Origin of the sequence: Aliivibrio fischeri (assembly GCA_038993745.2) — a bacterium.
In the GTDB taxonomy this organism is placed as follows: domain Bacteria; phylum Pseudomonadota; class Gammaproteobacteria; order Enterobacterales; family Vibrionaceae; genus Aliivibrio; species Aliivibrio fischeri_B.
The window spans coordinates 2,694,572-2,709,121 of sequence record CP160629.1; the positions used below are offsets into that span (position 1 = coordinate 2,694,572).

The 14,550-nt window shown below is 40.8% G+C and carries 16 protein-coding genes; 9 read left to right on the forward strand and 7 right to left on the reverse strand.

The annotated features are described in order from the left end of the window. Positions 1 to 15 precede the first annotated feature (15 nt). From accB to fis, 5 genes are all read left to right on the forward strand, one after another. Positions 16 to 471 (forward strand): acetyl-CoA carboxylase biotin carboxyl carrier protein, encoded by a 456-nt coding sequence (accB, locus tag AAFX60_012890; GenBank protein XDF77516.1) that lies wholly within the window; start codon positions 16 to 18, stop codon positions 469 to 471. 11 nt (positions 472 to 482) lie between these two features. Next, complete coding sequence (gene accC, locus AAFX60_012895; GenBank protein XDF77517.1) at positions 483 to 1,826, forward strand: acetyl-CoA carboxylase biotin carboxylase subunit; 1,344 nt, start codon at positions 483 to 485, stop codon at positions 1,824 to 1,826. Between the two features lie 116 nt (positions 1,827 to 1,942). Further along, complete coding sequence (gene prmA, locus AAFX60_012900) at positions 1,943 to 2,827, forward strand: 50S ribosomal protein L11 methyltransferase (protein ID XDF77518.1); 885 nt, start codon at positions 1,943 to 1,945, stop codon at positions 2,825 to 2,827. A 185-nt stretch (positions 2,828 to 3,012) separates the two neighbouring features. Further along, on the forward strand, positions 3,013 to 3,981 hold the full coding sequence (gene dusB, locus AAFX60_012905) for a tRNA dihydrouridine synthase DusB (GenBank protein XDF78947.1): 969 nt from the start codon (positions 3,013 to 3,015) through the stop codon (positions 3,979 to 3,981). Positions 3,982 to 4,003: 22 nt separating this feature from the next. After that, positions 4,004 to 4,300 (forward strand): DNA-binding transcriptional regulator Fis, encoded by a 297-nt coding sequence (fis, locus tag AAFX60_012910; GenBank protein XDF77519.1) that lies wholly within the window; start codon positions 4,004 to 4,006, stop codon positions 4,298 to 4,300. A gap of 178 nt (positions 4,301 to 4,478) precedes the next feature. On the opposite strand, the gene AAFX60_012915 is transcribed toward fis, so the two are convergent. After that, a complete protein-coding gene (locus AAFX60_012915) occupies positions 4,479 to 4,787 on the reverse strand; it encodes a hypothetical protein (protein ID XDF77520.1) in 309 nt (102 codons plus the stop codon). Positions 4,788 to 4,876: 89 nt separating this feature from the next. Then, positions 4,877 to 5,296: a Zn(2+)-responsive transcriptional regulator gene (zntR, locus tag AAFX60_012920; protein XDF77521.1), complete on the reverse strand. Its 420-nt coding sequence runs from the start codon at positions 5,294 to 5,296 to the stop codon at positions 4,877 to 4,879. A 278-nt stretch (positions 5,297 to 5,574) separates the two neighbouring features. Between zntR and purH the strand changes: the two genes are divergently transcribed. After that, positions 5,575 to 7,167, forward strand: a complete 1,593-nt coding sequence (purH, locus tag AAFX60_012925) for a bifunctional phosphoribosylaminoimidazolecarboxamide formyltransferase/IMP cyclohydrolase (GenBank protein ID XDF77522.1) — start codon at positions 5,575 to 5,577, stop codon at positions 7,165 to 7,167. Between the two features lie 177 nt (positions 7,168 to 7,344). Then, complete coding sequence (gene purD, locus AAFX60_012930; protein ID XDF77523.1) at positions 7,345 to 8,637, forward strand: phosphoribosylamine--glycine ligase; 1,293 nt, start codon at positions 7,345 to 7,347, stop codon at positions 8,635 to 8,637. Positions 8,638 to 8,701: 64 nt separating this feature from the next. Here purD and AAFX60_012935 read toward each other — a convergent pair whose 3' ends face one another. After that, positions 8,702 to 9,406 (reverse strand): DUF1481 domain-containing protein, encoded by a 705-nt coding sequence (locus tag AAFX60_012935; GenBank protein ID XDF77524.1) that lies wholly within the window; start codon positions 9,404 to 9,406, stop codon positions 8,702 to 8,704. Between the two features lie 39 nt (positions 9,407 to 9,445). Further along, entirely contained in the window at positions 9,446 to 9,718 is a 273-nt protein-coding gene (locus tag AAFX60_012940; protein ID XDF77525.1) for an HU family DNA-binding protein, read from the reverse strand. Between the two features lie 221 nt (positions 9,719 to 9,939). Here AAFX60_012940 and AAFX60_012945 point away from each other — a divergent pair, with 221 nt between their 5' ends. Then, the gene (locus AAFX60_012945; GenBank protein ID XDF77526.1) at positions 9,940 to 11,010 is read left to right on the forward strand and encodes a hemolysin family protein; all 1,071 of its coding nucleotides are present in this window, start codon (positions 9,940 to 9,942) and stop codon (positions 11,008 to 11,010) included. 80 nt (positions 11,011 to 11,090) lie between these two features. On the opposite strand, the gene AAFX60_012950 is transcribed toward AAFX60_012945, so the two are convergent. After that, complete coding sequence (locus AAFX60_012950; protein ID XDF78948.1) at positions 11,091 to 11,684, reverse strand: DUF416 family protein; 594 nt, start codon at positions 11,682 to 11,684, stop codon at positions 11,091 to 11,093. A 71-nt stretch (positions 11,685 to 11,755) separates the two neighbouring features. Between AAFX60_012950 and AAFX60_012955 the strand changes: the two genes are divergently transcribed. Next, positions 11,756 to 12,670, forward strand: coding sequence for a D-2-hydroxyacid dehydrogenase (locus AAFX60_012955; protein ID XDF77527.1), 915 nt, complete (start codon positions 11,756 to 11,758; stop codon positions 12,668 to 12,670). Between the two features lie 45 nt (positions 12,671 to 12,715). Here the strand turns inward: AAFX60_012955 and AAFX60_012960 are convergent, their stop codons facing one another. Both AAFX60_012960 and hemE read right to left on the reverse strand, forming a co-directional pair. Next, positions 12,716 to 13,168, reverse strand: coding sequence for a TerB family tellurite resistance protein (locus AAFX60_012960; protein XDF77528.1), 453 nt, complete (start codon positions 13,166 to 13,168; stop codon positions 12,716 to 12,718). Positions 13,169 to 13,283: 115 nt separating this feature from the next. Beyond that, complete coding sequence (gene hemE / locus AAFX60_012965; GenBank protein XDF77529.1) at positions 13,284 to 14,351, reverse strand: uroporphyrinogen decarboxylase; 1,068 nt, start codon at positions 14,349 to 14,351, stop codon at positions 13,284 to 13,286. Between the last annotated feature and the right edge of the window lie 199 nt (positions 14,352 to 14,550).

Consider the following 14,550-nt stretch of genomic DNA (forward strand, 5'->3'; position numbering starts at 1 on the left):
AGAAGAGATTACAAAATGGATATCCGCAAAATTAAAAAACTGATTGAACTAGTTGAAGAGTCTGGCATTGCAGAACTTGAAATCGCGGAAGGTGAAGAATCAGTACGCATCAGCCGTGCGACTGCACCTATTGCTCAAGTAGCTCCTGTTCAAACGGTTGCGGCTCCTGCTGCACCAGTAGCTGCACCTGCTCCTGTAGCATCAGCTCCTGCAGTTGAAGCTCCTGCAGAAGTAGCTGGCCACACAGTACGCTCTCCAATGGTTGGTACTTTCTACGGTGCACCAAGCCCAGATGCAAAACCATTTGTTAAAGTTGGCCAACAAGTAACTGCTGGCGATACACTATGTATCGTTGAAGCAATGAAAATGATGAACCAAATCGAAGCAGATAAATCAGGTGTTGTTACTGCTATTCTTCTTGAAGATGGTCAACCTGTTGAGTTCGACCAACCTCTTGTTATCATCGAATAATAGAGGCTGTTATGTTAGATAAATTAGTTATCGCAAACCGTGGTGAAATCGCACTACGTATTTTGCGAGCATGTAAAGAGCTTGGCATCAAAACAGTTGCTGTGCACTCTACTGCTGACCGAGATTTAAAACACGTACTGCTTGCTGATGAAACGATTTGTATCGGTCCTGCACGCGGTATCGACAGCTACCTAAACATCCCTCGTATCATCAGTGCAGCTGAAGTTACAGGTGCGGTTGCTGTTCACCCAGGTTACGGTTTCTTATCTGAAAATGCTGACTTCGCAGAGCAAGTTGAGCGTTCTGGTTTTATCTTTGTTGGTCCAAAAGCAGAAACTATCCGCATGATGGGCGACAAAGTATCAGCAATCACTGCAATGAAAAAAGCAGGCGTACCTTGTGTACCTGGTTCTGATGGTCCACTAGATAACGATGAAGCGAAAAACAAAGCACACGCAAAACGCATTGGTTACCCAGTAATCATTAAAGCGTCTGGCGGCGGCGGTGGTCGTGGTATGCGTGTTGTTCGCGCAGAAAAAGACCTTGTTGAAGCAATTGCAATGACTCGTGCTGAAGCAAAAGCATGTTTCAATAACGAAATGGTTTACATGGAAAAATTCCTTGAAAACCCTCGTCACATTGAAGTTCAAGTTCTTGCTGATGGCCAAGGTAACGCAATTCACTTAGGTGAACGTGACTGTTCTATGCAACGTCGCCACCAAAAAGTAGTTGAAGAAGCGCCAGCTCCAGGTATTACTGAAGAGATGCGTAAATACATCGGTGAACGTTGTACTCGTGCATGTCTTGAAATTGGTTACCGTGGTGCAGGTACATTTGAATTCCTATATGAAAACGGCGAATTCTACTTCATCGAAATGAATACACGTATTCAGGTTGAGCACACTATTACCGAAATGGTAACAGGTATCGACCTAGTGAAAGAGCAACTACGTATTGCTGCGGGTCAACCGCTATCTTACACACAAGATGATATCAAACTGCGTGGTCACTCAATTGAGTGTCGTATCAATGCTGAAGATCCAGTTCGTTTCCTACCTTCACCAGGTAAGATTGAACGCTTCCATGCTCCAGGTGGTATGGGTGTACGTTGGGAATCTCACATCTACACAGGCTACACAGTTCCACCTCATTACGATTCAATGATCGGTAAGCTAATTACTTACGGTGAAAACCGTGACGTTGCTATCGCTCGTATGAAAAACGCATTAGGTGAAATGATTGTTGAAGGTATTCACGTGAATACACCACTTCAATTAGCAATCATGAATGATGAAAACTTCCAACATGGTGGTGCAAATATTCACTATCTTGAGAAGAAACTAGGCCTACAATAAGCCTTTTCTAATCATTCAATAAATAAGAACGAATTAAAGACGGTGAGTATGATTACTCACCGTCTTTTTTTGTGTTAAAATCGCCCACATTTTCGACTAAAACAAAAGTGATCCCCATGCCTTGGATTCAAGTAAAACTAAATGCAACCTCTGAAAACGCTGAACAGATCGGTGATATGTTAATGGAAGAGACTGGTGCTCTATCTATTACTTTTTTAGACGCTAAAGATACGCCTGTATTTGAACCTCTTCCGGGTGAAACTCGCCTGTGGGGTGAAACGGACATTCTTGCTCTTTATGATGCAGAAGCGGACATGGATTTTGTTATTACTCAATTAAAAGCAAGCCGTCTTCTTGAAGAAGGTTTTGCACATAAAATTGAACAACTTGAAGATAAAGATTGGGAACGTGAGTGGATGGATAACTTCCACCCGATGCAGTTTGGTAAACGTCTATGGATTTGCCCAAGCTGGCGTGAAATTCCAGAGCCCGATGCTGTAAATGTAATGCTAGACCCAGGCCTTGCTTTTGGTACTGGTACACACCCAACAACGTCTCTTTGTCTTGAATGGCTAGAAGGATTAGATCTTGAAGGCAAAACCGTTGTCGATTTTGGTTGTGGTTCTGGCATTTTAGCGATCGCTGCGATCAAATTAGGTGCAGCTAAGGTTATCGGGATCGACATTGATCCTCAAGCAATCTTAGCATCAAAAGACAACGCAACTCGTAACGGCGTTGCAGATCAAATTGAACTATACCTTCCTCAAGACCAACCAGAAGGTCTCATCGCTGACGTAGTTGTTGCAAACATTCTTGCAGGTCCACTACGCGAGCTTTCAGGCATCATTACCTCTCTAGTTAAGCCACAAGGTCAGCTAGCTATGTCAGGTGTATTAGACACGCAGGCAGAAGATGTAGCGTCATACTATGCTGAACAATTCGACTTAGATGTGATTGTTGAGCAACAAGAATGGTGCCGAATCTCAGGTAAAAAGAAATAAACACTGCGCTTTTTTGATAAAACTTCAATGCCTCAATACTAAATTTGAGGCATGAAACCGCCTAATTGACTGAATTATAGACAATTTACAAAAAGAAAATGTAAATGCTCAAAATTTGCTCTTTTCAGGCGGGGAAAAAATGCGTAAAATGCGCGCCCTTGCTGACACAAACGTGTGTGGATGTTTTGCAGATAGGTCAATATACATTAAAAAATAATCTTATCGTTGCACCAATGGCTGGTGTTACTGATAGGCCCTTTCGTGAGTTGTGTATGCGTTATGGCGCAGGCATGGCTGTGAGCGAAATGATGTCTTCTAATCCGAAACTGTGGAAAACATCTAAGTCCCAAAACCGCATGGTACATGAAGGTGAATCTGGTATTCGCTCGGTACAAATTGCAGGGGCTGATCCAAAGTTAATGGCGGAAGCAGCGCAACACTGTGTTGAAACCGGTGCGCAAATCATCGATATCAACATGGGATGCCCTGCAAAAAAAGTGAATAAGAAGCTAGCAGGCTCAGCACTATTACAACGCCCAGATCTTATTGAAGAGATCTTACTGGCTGTAGTTAATGCTGTTGATGTTCCTGTCACTCTGAAAACTCGCACAGGCTGGGATCCAGACAATAGAAATTGTGTTCAGGTTGCAAAAATGGCTGAACAATGTGGCATCCAAGCTTTAGCGCTTCATGGGCGTACCAGAGCTTGTATGTACAAAGGTGAAGCTGAGTACGACAACATCAAAGCGGTAAAAGAAGCGATTTCTATTCCGGTTATAGCGAACGGTGATATCGACTCGCCGGAGAAGGCTCGTTTTGTGCTTGATTACACAGGCGCAGACGCTTTGATGATCGGCCGTCCTGCACAAGGTAGGCCATGGATTTTTAAAGAAATCCAACATTACTTAGAAACGGGCGAACTCATGCCACCTCTTCCAATTGAAGAAGTGAAGGCCACTTTACTTGGCCATGTTCATGCGCTTCACCAATTTTATGGTGAGTTTTTAGGTCCTCGCATTGCACGTAAGCATGTGGGTTGGTACCTAAAAGAGCATGAGCAAGCAAATGATTTCCGCCGCAGCTTTAACGCGATAGAGGATGCTTCATTGCAACTCTCTCAACTTGAAAGCTATTTCGACCACGTTGCATCATAATAAAAGAAGAGCTAAACAGAATATGTTCGATCAATCTATGACTTCAGAAGCATTAACAGTTACAACAGTTACAGCACAAGACCAAATTACTCAGAAACCACTACGTGACTCTGTTAAGGCTTCGCTGAAAAACTACTTAGGCCAACTAAACGGTCAAGAAGTTAACGACTTATATGAATTAGTATTAGCTGAAGTAGAGCAACCTCTACTAGACATGATCATGCAGCATACTCGCGGCAACCAAACAAAAGCAGCAAACATGATGGGTATCAACCGTGGTACTCTTCGTAAGAAACTTAAAAAATACGGCATGAACTAATCCACGCCTTATTTGAAAAATTTAAAGCAGTGTTAAGCAATTAACGCTGCTTTTTTTATATCTGCCAAATAAATAATACCAATCGTAGTAAATAACTGATCACTTACAGTGATTGGTATAACAGATATAAAAAAACCGATACACATTGCTGCTGTATCGGTTTTTCTTGTTTACTCTACTATGGCGGCCATGCTCGTTTCTTGCCACCACCAGCGCCTGCGCCCGAGCGAATAAGCTCTACTGCTTTTGCTGTTTTTTCTTCAATACCTTTTAAACGCTCATCAAGTTCACTTAAATCAGCTGCGGCTCCCGCTGTACTCGTACCTCGAGTACCACCACCATCAACCATTTTCGCGATCTTGGCGTTCTGAGCTTCAATACGCTTAATGCGAGCATCAAGCTCCATTACCGCTCTACCTTGCTCACTGATTTTTTTATCGATAACTTTCAGAGCGGAAAGCAATTTCATTACGTATTGTTTTTCCATTAATCGGCTCTCACCTAACTTTCGCTCATATTGGTCTATTGTAGTTATCGACTATTTTATCAACTTCTTTAATAAACACGCACAACTATTTAGTCTTTTTTCTCTTCTAATTCAGCTAACGCAGAAAGAATAGAACAGTGAGAAGCATCTTCATCGACATGACCACAGCAAGCATCATTTATACTCTTTAATGCAAGGCGAATGTCTGTTAGTTGAGCGATCTTTTCGTCAATAATATTTAACTTAGATTGAGTAATGGCTTTTACTTCTGCACAACTGTGTTTTGTTGCTTCTAATCTAATCGCTAATAATTCTTGAATTTCATCCAATGCGAGACCAAGTTGCTTCGCCTTTAGAATAAAACGAATTTGAGCCAGATTGTCATCATTATACAAACGGTAACCACTGCTACTTCTTCCTGATGGTACAAGAAGACCGTTTTTTTCGTAAAAACGTAATGTGTCGCTCGTAACATTACATTGTTTAGCTAACTCACCAATTAAATACATTTTTGCTTCTTATTCCTCTTTACTTCACTCTATTTTGATTCTTTTTAAAGAAAAAGGGCATCTTTTTTGCGAATGCAATCGATTGCGCGAGCTTTTTTGTTTAACTTTAGTTAGAATATTCGCCAATAGGTTGATCTGATGTTTCGCACTTTACTCTTTTTAGGGTGTTTTCCAAAACTGGCCAATTGCTGTTTATTGATTCATATGAAATGAAAAATAACAGAACAAGTTCATTTTTGGCAAAAATCCTAACTTAATTCTAAAGGAAGAAAGTAGCAATGAATAACGCACGTCCGATCCGTCGCGCGCTGATTAGCGTATCTGATAAAACTGGTATTGTAGAATTTGCTCAAGCATTGGCTGAACGTGGTGTAGATATTTTATCTACTGGCGGTACAGCACGTCTGCTTGCTGAAAAAGGCATCTCAGTAACTGAAGTATCTGATTACACTGGCTTCCCTGAAATGATGGATGGCCGCGTTAAAACTCTTCATCCTAAAGTTCATGGTGGTGTACTTGGTCGTCGTGGTCAAGATGATGACATCATGGAACAACACGGTATCAATCCTATTGATATGGTTGTTGTTAACCTCTACCCATTTGCAGAAACCGTAGCAAAAGAAGGCTGTACCCTTGCTGATGCTGTTGAGAACATCGATATCGGTGGCCCTACCATGGTTCGCTCTGCAGCGAAAAACCACAAAGACGTAACTATCGTAGTAAATGCTCACGATTACGACCGTGTTATCACTGAAATGGACGCTAACGATAAATCTCTAACACTAGAGACTCGTTTTGACCTAGCTATCGCAGCATTCGAACACACGGCGTCTTACGACGGCATGATCGCAAACTACTTCGGCACTATGGTTCCATCTTACGGTGAGAACAAAGAAGGTGATGAAGAGAGCAAATTCCCTCGTACGTTCAACCAACAGTTCGAGAAAAAACAAGACATGCGCTACGGTGAAAACAGCCACCAAGCTGCGGCATTCTACGTTGAAGCGAATCCTGAAGAAGCATCAGTATCTACTGCTCGCCAAATCCAAGGTAAAGCACTTTCTTACAACAACATCGCTGACACTGACGCTGCACTTGAGTGTGTGAAAGAGTTCGACGAGCCAGCATGTGTAATCGTTAAGCATGCTAACCCATGTGGTGTAGCACTGGGCGAAAACATCCTAGAAGCTTACGACCGTGCATTCAAAACAGACCCAACGTCTGCATTTGGCGGCATCATCGCATTCAACCGCGAACTAGACGCAGCAACAGCAACGGCTATCACTGAGCGTCAATTCGTTGAAGTTATCATTGCACCTTCTGTTTCTGCTGAAGCTGTAGAAATCGTAGCGGCTAAGAAAAACCTTCGCCTTCTTGAGTGTGGCGAGTGGACAACTAAGACAACTGGTTTTGACGTGAAACGCGTTAATGGCGGCTTATTAGTTCAAGACCGTGACCAAGGCATGGTGTCTGAAGATGACCTACAAGTTGTTTCTAAGCGTCAACCTACAGCTGAAGAACTAAAAGACGCGCTATTCTGCTGGAAAGTAGCGAAGTACGTTAAATCTAACGCTATCGTTTACTCGAAAGGCGACATGACTATCGGTGTGGGCGCTGGCCAAATGAGCCGCGTTTACTCTGCGAAGATCGCTGGCATCAAAGCTGCAGACGAAGGTCTACAGGTTGAAGGTTGTGTGATGGCATCAGATGCATTCTTCCCGTTCCGTGACGGTATCGATGCGGCAGCAGAAGCTGGCATCAAATGTGTTATCCAACCGGGCGGCTCAATGCGTGACAATGAAGTAATCGAAGCTGCTGATGAACACGGCATGGCGATGATCTTTACTGGCATGCGTCACTTCCGTCACTAGGAAAGACAGTAACGAGAGCGCTTCGCTTCTAGAAACTAGAACGCTGCGCTCCTATAAGAGCAAAAGAGTACACTCAGTGAGCTTAATATTGCTCTTATAGTTTCTCGCACACTGAACTTTGTATTCACCGATTTAAATAATTTATCCCCATTACAAAATGGTATTAAGGATTAAAACATGAACGTATTGATCATTGGCGCAGGCGGCAGAGAGCATGCTTTAGGTTGGAAAGCAGCACAAAACCCAAATGTTGAAACAGTATTCATCGCTCCAGGTAATGCAGGTACAGCGCTTGAAGCAAAACTAGAAAACGTCGCTATTGATGTTGAAGATATCGCTGCTCTTGTTGCTTTTGCAAAAGAAAAAGCCATCGAGCTGACCATCGTCGGTCCTGAAGCACCATTAGTTATTGGCGTTGTTGATGCATTTCGTGAAGCTGGCCTTCCTATCTTTGGACCAACTAAAGCAGCGGCTCAACTTGAAGGTTCTAAAGCCTTCACCAAAGATTTCTTAGCTCGCCATGACATCCCTACAGGTTCTTATGCAAACTTCACTGAGATTGAACCGGCATTAGCTTACGTTCGTGAACAAGGTGCTCCAATCGTAGTTAAAGCTGACGGCCTTGCGGCTGGTAAAGGTGTTATCGTTGCGATGACTCTTGAAGAAGCAGAAGACGCAATCAAAGATATGCTGGCAGGCAATGCGTTTGGTGAAGCAGGTAGCCGTGTTGTTATCGAAGAATTCCTTGAAGGTGAAGAAGCCAGTTTCATTGTAATGGTGGATGGTGCAAGCGTACTTCCTATGGCAACAAGCCAAGATCACAAACGCGTTGGAGATAAAGATACAGGTCCAAATACAGGTGGTATGGGAGCATACTCTCCAGCTCCTGTGGTGACTCCTGAAATTCATAATCGTATCCTTGAAGAAGTTATCTACCCTACAGTACGTGGCATGGATGCAGAAGGTGCACCTTATACCGGTTTCCTTTATGCAGGCCTAATGATCGATGCTGAAGGTACACCAAAGGTAATCGAATACAACTGTCGCTTTGGTGATCCAGAAACGCAACCTATCATGATGCGTATGGAATCAGACCTTGTTGAACTTTGTCTAATGGCTATCGACGAGAAACTGGACGAAGCAGAATCTAAGTGGGACCCACGCGCTTCTATTGGTGTTGTTCTTGCTGCTGGTGGCTATCCAGCAGATTATGCAAAAGGAGATGTTATTTCGCTGCCTTCAGAAGAAACTGAAGGTCAAAAGATCTTCCATGCAGGCACCACAAATAACGATGCTGGTGATGTTGTGACAAACGGTGGTCGCGTACTTTGTGCTACCGCATTAGGTAATACCGTATCAGAAGCTCAAGAGCGTGCTTATGAGCTTGCTAAACAAGTAAGTTGGAATGGAATGTTCCATCGTAATGATATTGGTTACCGTGCTATTGCTCGTGAATTAGAAACCAAATAACTTTACGGAAAATAAATAATAAAGGCGCTGTAATAGCGCCTTTTTTCGTTCGACTTGATTAATCTTAATCTTCAATCAATTCCGGGCGCTCTACACATGAATAACTATCATCTGTTAATAGTAATAGCTCAGACATCTTTAACTCATTTTTATCTCTACGAGTTTCTTGGCCTAAAAATGAAATAAAACTATCTAAGCCAGATAATCTTGCCACCACGAAATTAGGTAGTATTTGGTTAAACTCTAATTGATCGTATTGTTTACCATCACAGGAGTAAAAAGTCTCACCATCCCATTCGCCTTGGAATAATTTAATATCGTCTTTATTTAGAGCCTCAACCTTAGTGACCAAATATTTAGATTGATCTTGAAATTGTGTTAATTGAGCAGGCATTAATGGCAAAATACGCCCATCTTTATCATAACGTTGATAAACAGCCTCACCATTACCGTTATAGCGAATATGCATAGAATAAGGGATTAACTCACTCTCAGAATCAAGCATTTCTCCTTCACGGACAGCTTCAACAAGAGTTTCTTTTTCCCAACGATAAGTAGTTTTATACCAACCATAATCACCCATAGTGACATAATCAGATGCTACAATAGGTTGCTGTAAACGACGGGTATACCAATAATAACTTGTTGCATCACCTTGGATTTGACCACCGGTTAATGTAACAGATTTGATGCGTTGTTCATCAGATGGATTAGACGAACAGCCAAACAGAAAAGTAGATAGAAGTAAGGTAGATAGAATGCGCTTCATAAAAATGCCGAGTTAAGGATTAACTCGGCAAAGTATAGCTTAGTTTACTGATTCTTTCAGTGCTTTACCTGCAACAAATGCAGGAACTTTAGCCGCTTTGATTTGAATCTCTTCACCAGTCTTAGGGTTGCGACCAGTGCGCGCAGCGCGATTGTTAACTTTAAAAGTACCAAAGCCAATAAGTTGAACTTGCTCGCCATCTTTAAGAGCGCCAGTTACGCCTTCTAGAGTCGCTTCAAGAGCTGCTTTTGCTTGTGCTTTTGATAGGTCTGCTTTTTCAGCAATAGCATCAATTAACTGGGTTTTATTCATTAGGGTTTCCCTTCTATTTTTTTAAAATCCTAGTAACTCTAATGCATAAAGACCCCATCTGGCAAAGGTTTGTGCCCTTTCTTGCTGTAGAATGCGCGTTCTTTAGACATAAACTGAGTAACGTCTCACAATTTGTTACTATTTTTCATTAATGAGTCATTGTATTTTGGTTATTCCGTACCCATTTTATAGTGGCTTGCTTATTTTTTTTGAGATTAATAATGTTAATTTTATCCATCTATATAGCCATTTCTATTGGTGTTTCTTTCATTTGTTCGGTATTAGAAGCGATTCTTCTTAGTATCAGCCCAAGCTACCTTGCAAAATTACGACAAGAAAACCACCCCGCTGCACCTCGATTAACAGCATTGAAAGATAATGTTGATCGTCCTTTATCATCAATTTTAACGCTAAACACGATAGCTCACACTGCAGGTGCTGCTGCATCTGGTGCTCAAGCATCAATTGTTTTTGGTAGTGAATGGTTAGGTGTTTTTTCAGCTTTCCTAACTTTTGCCATTTTATTGTTCTCTGAAATTGTTCCAAAGACAATCGGAGCAACTTACTGGCGTCAACTTGCTCCTATGGCAGCGACAATGCTTCATTGGATGGTGTTATTGCTAAGTCCAGTGGTTTGGATGTCAGAACAAATTACAAAACGACTTTCTCGTGGCCATCAAGCACCAAAATTGCGTGATGAAATTACAGCCATGGCGACATTGGCAAAAGAAAATGGTGAATTTGCAGAAGGTGAGTCAAAAATATTAAACAACATTCTTAATATTCAAGATGTGCCTGTTACCCAAGTAATGACACCAAGAACTGTATTATTTCGTGTTAACGCCGAAATGACGGTTGAACAATTCTTAGAAAACCATTCAGATACACCGTTTTCACGTCCATTAGTTTACAGTGAAGATAGTGATAACATCATTGGCTTTACTCACCGATTAGAACTTTTCTCAGCAATGCGTAAAGGGCAAAGTGAGCGACCTCTTGGTGCGATGATGCGTCCAATTCAGGTTGTGATAAGTACTTCAACACTACCAAAAGCGTTTGAGCAACTAATGAAACACAGAGCACAACTGGCATTAGTTATTGACGAGTACGGTACCGTTCAAGGCTTATTAACACTAGAAGATATCTTTGAATACATGGTCGGCGAAGAAATTATCGATGAAGCAGACAAAACAACCGATATGCAGCAACTTGCTCAACAACGTTGGACAAATTGGAAAAACAAGCATGGTGTAATCGATAATACCGATACTGAAGAAGAAGAGAAAGAATAATAAAAGGTGTTAGCAAGCCCCTTTTAACAAACAAAAAAAAACCGATGAGCAATCATCGGTTTTTTTATTAAATTAGAAAATCAGTACGTTAACTCTAAGCCAATATTACTGATATTCTCATCTCGTAATTCTTGTCGTAAATCTTTAATTAAATCGATATCACGCTCTTCAGCTTCGCGTAATGGGCGGAAAATAGCCCACTGAACATCCCACTCTTCACAAATCACATCGATCTCTTTTTGATTTTCATCTGTCACTTCTTCACCGGTTTGAGCTTCAACAAGTTGAGCAACCGTCATTACAGAAAGTTGACTGATCTTAAACATCGCCTCTTCTAACTCATCACGATCTAAAATACCATGTAAGAAAGTAGATAGTGCAACACAAGCATCAATTGCTGGGTAAGTAAGATAAATTGAATCATCATTAACTTCTGGGATCATCTCTTCCAGTTTTTCTAATTGACGTTCAAAATTAATCTTGGCATTTTTTACGGTTAATAGCTCCCAAATACTATCAAGAATTACTCGATAGGTTTGTGGTTCAGCAAAACCTGTAGCCTCACAGTAATGTGCGTAGTTTGGATACATACGTTCACACAAAGAAGCCATAAAAGTAATTTGTTGCCATGGTTCAAACTTTTCTAAACGAACTTGGATCGGGTTGCGTAACATAGACGATTCTGCACTATTCAAAAAGGACGCTTTAAGTGTACTTGATAACCGCGAATGACAAAAGGAAGGTTATGAATAAATTACTTATCATTTCAAAAGAAAAAGAGAAATACCTCTCACTTTTAGAGCAAGCGGATCTCCCGGATCTTGAAATTTGTCACGATATTAGAAAAGCAGAGATCCTTCTTGCCGATCCACCACTGGTGATAGATCTCCTAGACCAATTCAAAAATCTAAAATGGTTACAGTCTACTTTTGCGGGTGTTGACTCTCTAATCCAACCTAATTTAAGAACCGATTACCATTTAACCAATGTTCGTGGCATTTTCGGACAACAAATATCAGAATATGTTTTGGGTTACTCCATTCAATACTTTCGTCATTTCAAACAATATGCTGAACAGCAGAAAAAGAAACAATGGCAGCCCCATACATACTCTTCATTAGTCAATAAGTGCATGGTTATTTTAGGAACAGGTTCAATAGGAAGTGAGTTAGCCGCAACCGTTAAGCAACTTGGCTTTATCGTTTATGGTATTAACCGCTCAGGGATCCCTCCTAAAGATTCTCCCTTTGACTGTATATTCCATATTTCAGAAATTGAAAATGCTTTTCAATATGCAGATGTGATTGTAAGTACATTACCAAAAACTGAATTAACTATGGACTTACTAAATAGTCAAACCTTAAAAAAATGCAATGGTGCATTGCTATTTAATGTTGGACGAGGAGAAGTTCTGGAAAATTACGGTTTACTAAACGCTCTTGAGTCTGGCTCTATTTCTCATGCATTTTTAGATGTGTTTGCTCATGAACCACTGTCTCAAGAATGTCCTTACTGGAATCACCCAAATATAACGATTACACCACACATTGCAGCACTCAGCTTTCCTGAGCAAGTGTTTGAGCAGTTCTATGACAACTACTTACGTTGGCGAGATGGGTTCTCTTTAATTAACTCTATAGATTTTACTAAGGGCTATTAGAATAGTTAGCCTGTTGTTTCTCGTTTAATTAACAGGCTAAGTATATTAATCCTTAGGTGCAGCCGCTAATTTAGCTCGAATAAACTCTAAGTGATCAAGATAAATTAACTCTGATACTTGACGAATCACCGCCTCTTCCATTGGCTCTATCACGCCATCAGCGTAAGCCACTTGCCACATTGCTTCTATTAAGTGATAACGCTCTTCGGGCATCAGTGATCTTAATTTAGTTGTAAACTCATACAAGGATGTGGAGGCTTTACTTTTTTGCATCGCTTCTAATAACAATAATTTTGCTGACTCTTCGTTAAGGTCAAGAAGCTTCATTAGTAACTGTAATTTTGCGGTATCTTCTCTCTCATCACTCTGATGATCCGCGTTTGATACTTCACACAAAAGTGAGGCCATTGCTAAGTGCATCGATGCGGTTTCACTTGCCCCACTTTCTGTCGCCTCATGAATCACTTTCTTCAATAATGTACGTAATTGTTTAAACATAACCGACTCTTGATTGCTCTTATCTTTAATTATGACAATAAAATTATAGTTCTGTTCCAATAAAAAAGGAGACCTCATTGAGTCTCCTTTTTATTTAGAATCTTAATTTAAGATTTTATTTATGATACGGCTTAGATAAGTCATGAACAGCATCAACAAACACACCCGCATTTTCAGGTGGAACGTCTAGATGAATACCATGACCTAGATTGAATACATGTCCTGTGCCAGCATCACCAAAACCTTCAAGGATGGTTCCAACTTCTTGGCGAATACGTTCAGGTTGTGCATACAATATTGATGGATCCATGTTTCCTTGTAGAGCGACTTTATCTCCAATACGAGCTTTCGCATCGGCAATATTAATAGTCCAATCAAGACCAACTGCATCACAACCAGTTGCTGCAATTGATTCTAACCACATGCCACCATTTTTGGTAAATAGAGTCACTGGTACACGACGACCTTCGTTTTCACGGATCAAACCATCAACAATTTTGTGCATGTAACGTAATGAGAACTCGTTATAGTCACGAGGGGTTAATACACCACCCCATGTATCAAATACCATAACTGATTGAGCACCAGCTTTAATCTGCGCATTTAAGTACTCAATAACACTGTCAGCTAATTTATCTAATAGTAAATGAAGCGTTGCAGGTTCTGCATACATCATTTTTTTGATTTTAGTGAATGCTTTTGAACTTCCACCTTCAACCATATAAGTTGCTAATGTCCACGGACTACCAGAAAAACCAATTAGTGGAACTTCGCCTTTTAGATCTTTACGGATCTGACGTACTGCATTCATCACATACTGCAGTTCACCTTCAGGATCAGGAAGACCGATCTTATCAACATCCGCTTTACAAGTAATTGGACGTTCAAACTTAGGACCTTCACCTGTTTCAAAGTACAGACCAAGACCCATAGCATCTGGGATAGTTAAAATGTCAGAGAATAAAATAGCAGCATCTAGAGGAAAACGGCGTAAAGGCTGAAGAGTCACTTCTGATGCTAACTCTGCATTTTTACACAAAGACATAAAGTCACCGGCTTCTGCACGCGTAGCTTTGTATTCTGGAAGGTAACGACCTGCTTGGCGCATCATCCAAACTGGTGTGTAATCTACTGGTTGTTTTAATAATGCACGTAAATAACGGTCATTTTTTAGTTCTGTCATGATCTTCCCTCATATTTGATCCCGCTATTGTAGCACTCAATTCACTGAACAAAAGCCTACCTTTGCTATCGAGATCATATTTAACCAATCTTGTGATTAATGATAATTGCGCAATAGATAACCACGTGTTAATAATTATCTTGCTAGTGAAAATAACAACATCCAATTAACAATTGTTAAAATTGGAAATCATAACAAC

What these genes read in the sequence shown, in the direction of transcription:
- AAFX60_012950 (XDF78948.1), bottom strand. Translation starts at nt 11,684, where the DNA reads ATGTTACGCAACCCGATCCAAGTTCGTTTAGAAAAGTTTGAACCATGG.
- prmA (XDF77518.1), top strand. Translation starts at nt 1,943, where the DNA reads ATGCCTTGGATTCAAGTAAAACTAAATGCAACCTCTGAAAACGCTGAA.
- AAFX60_012915 (XDF77520.1), bottom strand. Translation starts at nt 4,787, where the DNA reads ATGGAAAAACAATACGTAATGAAATTGCTTTCCGCTCTGAAAGTTATC.
- AAFX60_012935 (XDF77524.1), bottom strand. Translation starts at nt 9,406, where the DNA reads ATGAAGCGCATTCTATCTACCTTACTTCTATCTACTTTTCTGTTTGGC.
- AAFX60_012940 (XDF77525.1), bottom strand. Translation starts at nt 9,718, where the DNA reads ATGAATAAAACCCAGTTAATTGATGCTATTGCTGAAAAAGCAGACCTA.
- zntR (XDF77521.1), bottom strand. Translation starts at nt 5,296, where the DNA reads ATGTATTTAATTGGTGAGTTAGCTAAACAATGTAATGTTACGAGCGAC.
- AAFX60_012945 (XDF77526.1), top strand. Translation starts at nt 9,940, where the DNA reads ATGTTAATTTTATCCATCTATATAGCCATTTCTATTGGTGTTTCTTTC.
- accC (XDF77517.1), top strand. Translation starts at nt 483, where the DNA reads ATGTTAGATAAATTAGTTATCGCAAACCGTGGTGAAATCGCACTACGT.
- AAFX60_012960 (XDF77528.1), bottom strand. Translation starts at nt 13,168, where the DNA reads ATGTTTAAACAATTACGTACATTATTGAAGAAAGTGATTCATGAGGCG.
- AAFX60_012955 (XDF77527.1), top strand. Translation starts at nt 11,756, where the DNA reads ATGAATAAATTACTTATCATTTCAAAAGAAAAAGAGAAATACCTCTCA.
- purH (XDF77522.1), top strand. Translation starts at nt 5,575, where the DNA reads ATGAATAACGCACGTCCGATCCGTCGCGCGCTGATTAGCGTATCTGAT.
- purD (XDF77523.1), top strand. Translation starts at nt 7,345, where the DNA reads ATGAACGTATTGATCATTGGCGCAGGCGGCAGAGAGCATGCTTTAGGT.
- hemE (XDF77529.1), bottom strand. Translation starts at nt 14,351, where the DNA reads ATGACAGAACTAAAAAATGACCGTTATTTACGTGCATTATTAAAACAA.
- accB (XDF77516.1), top strand. Translation starts at nt 16, where the DNA reads ATGGATATCCGCAAAATTAAAAAACTGATTGAACTAGTTGAAGAGTCT.
- fis (XDF77519.1), top strand. Translation starts at nt 4,004, where the DNA reads ATGTTCGATCAATCTATGACTTCAGAAGCATTAACAGTTACAACAGTT.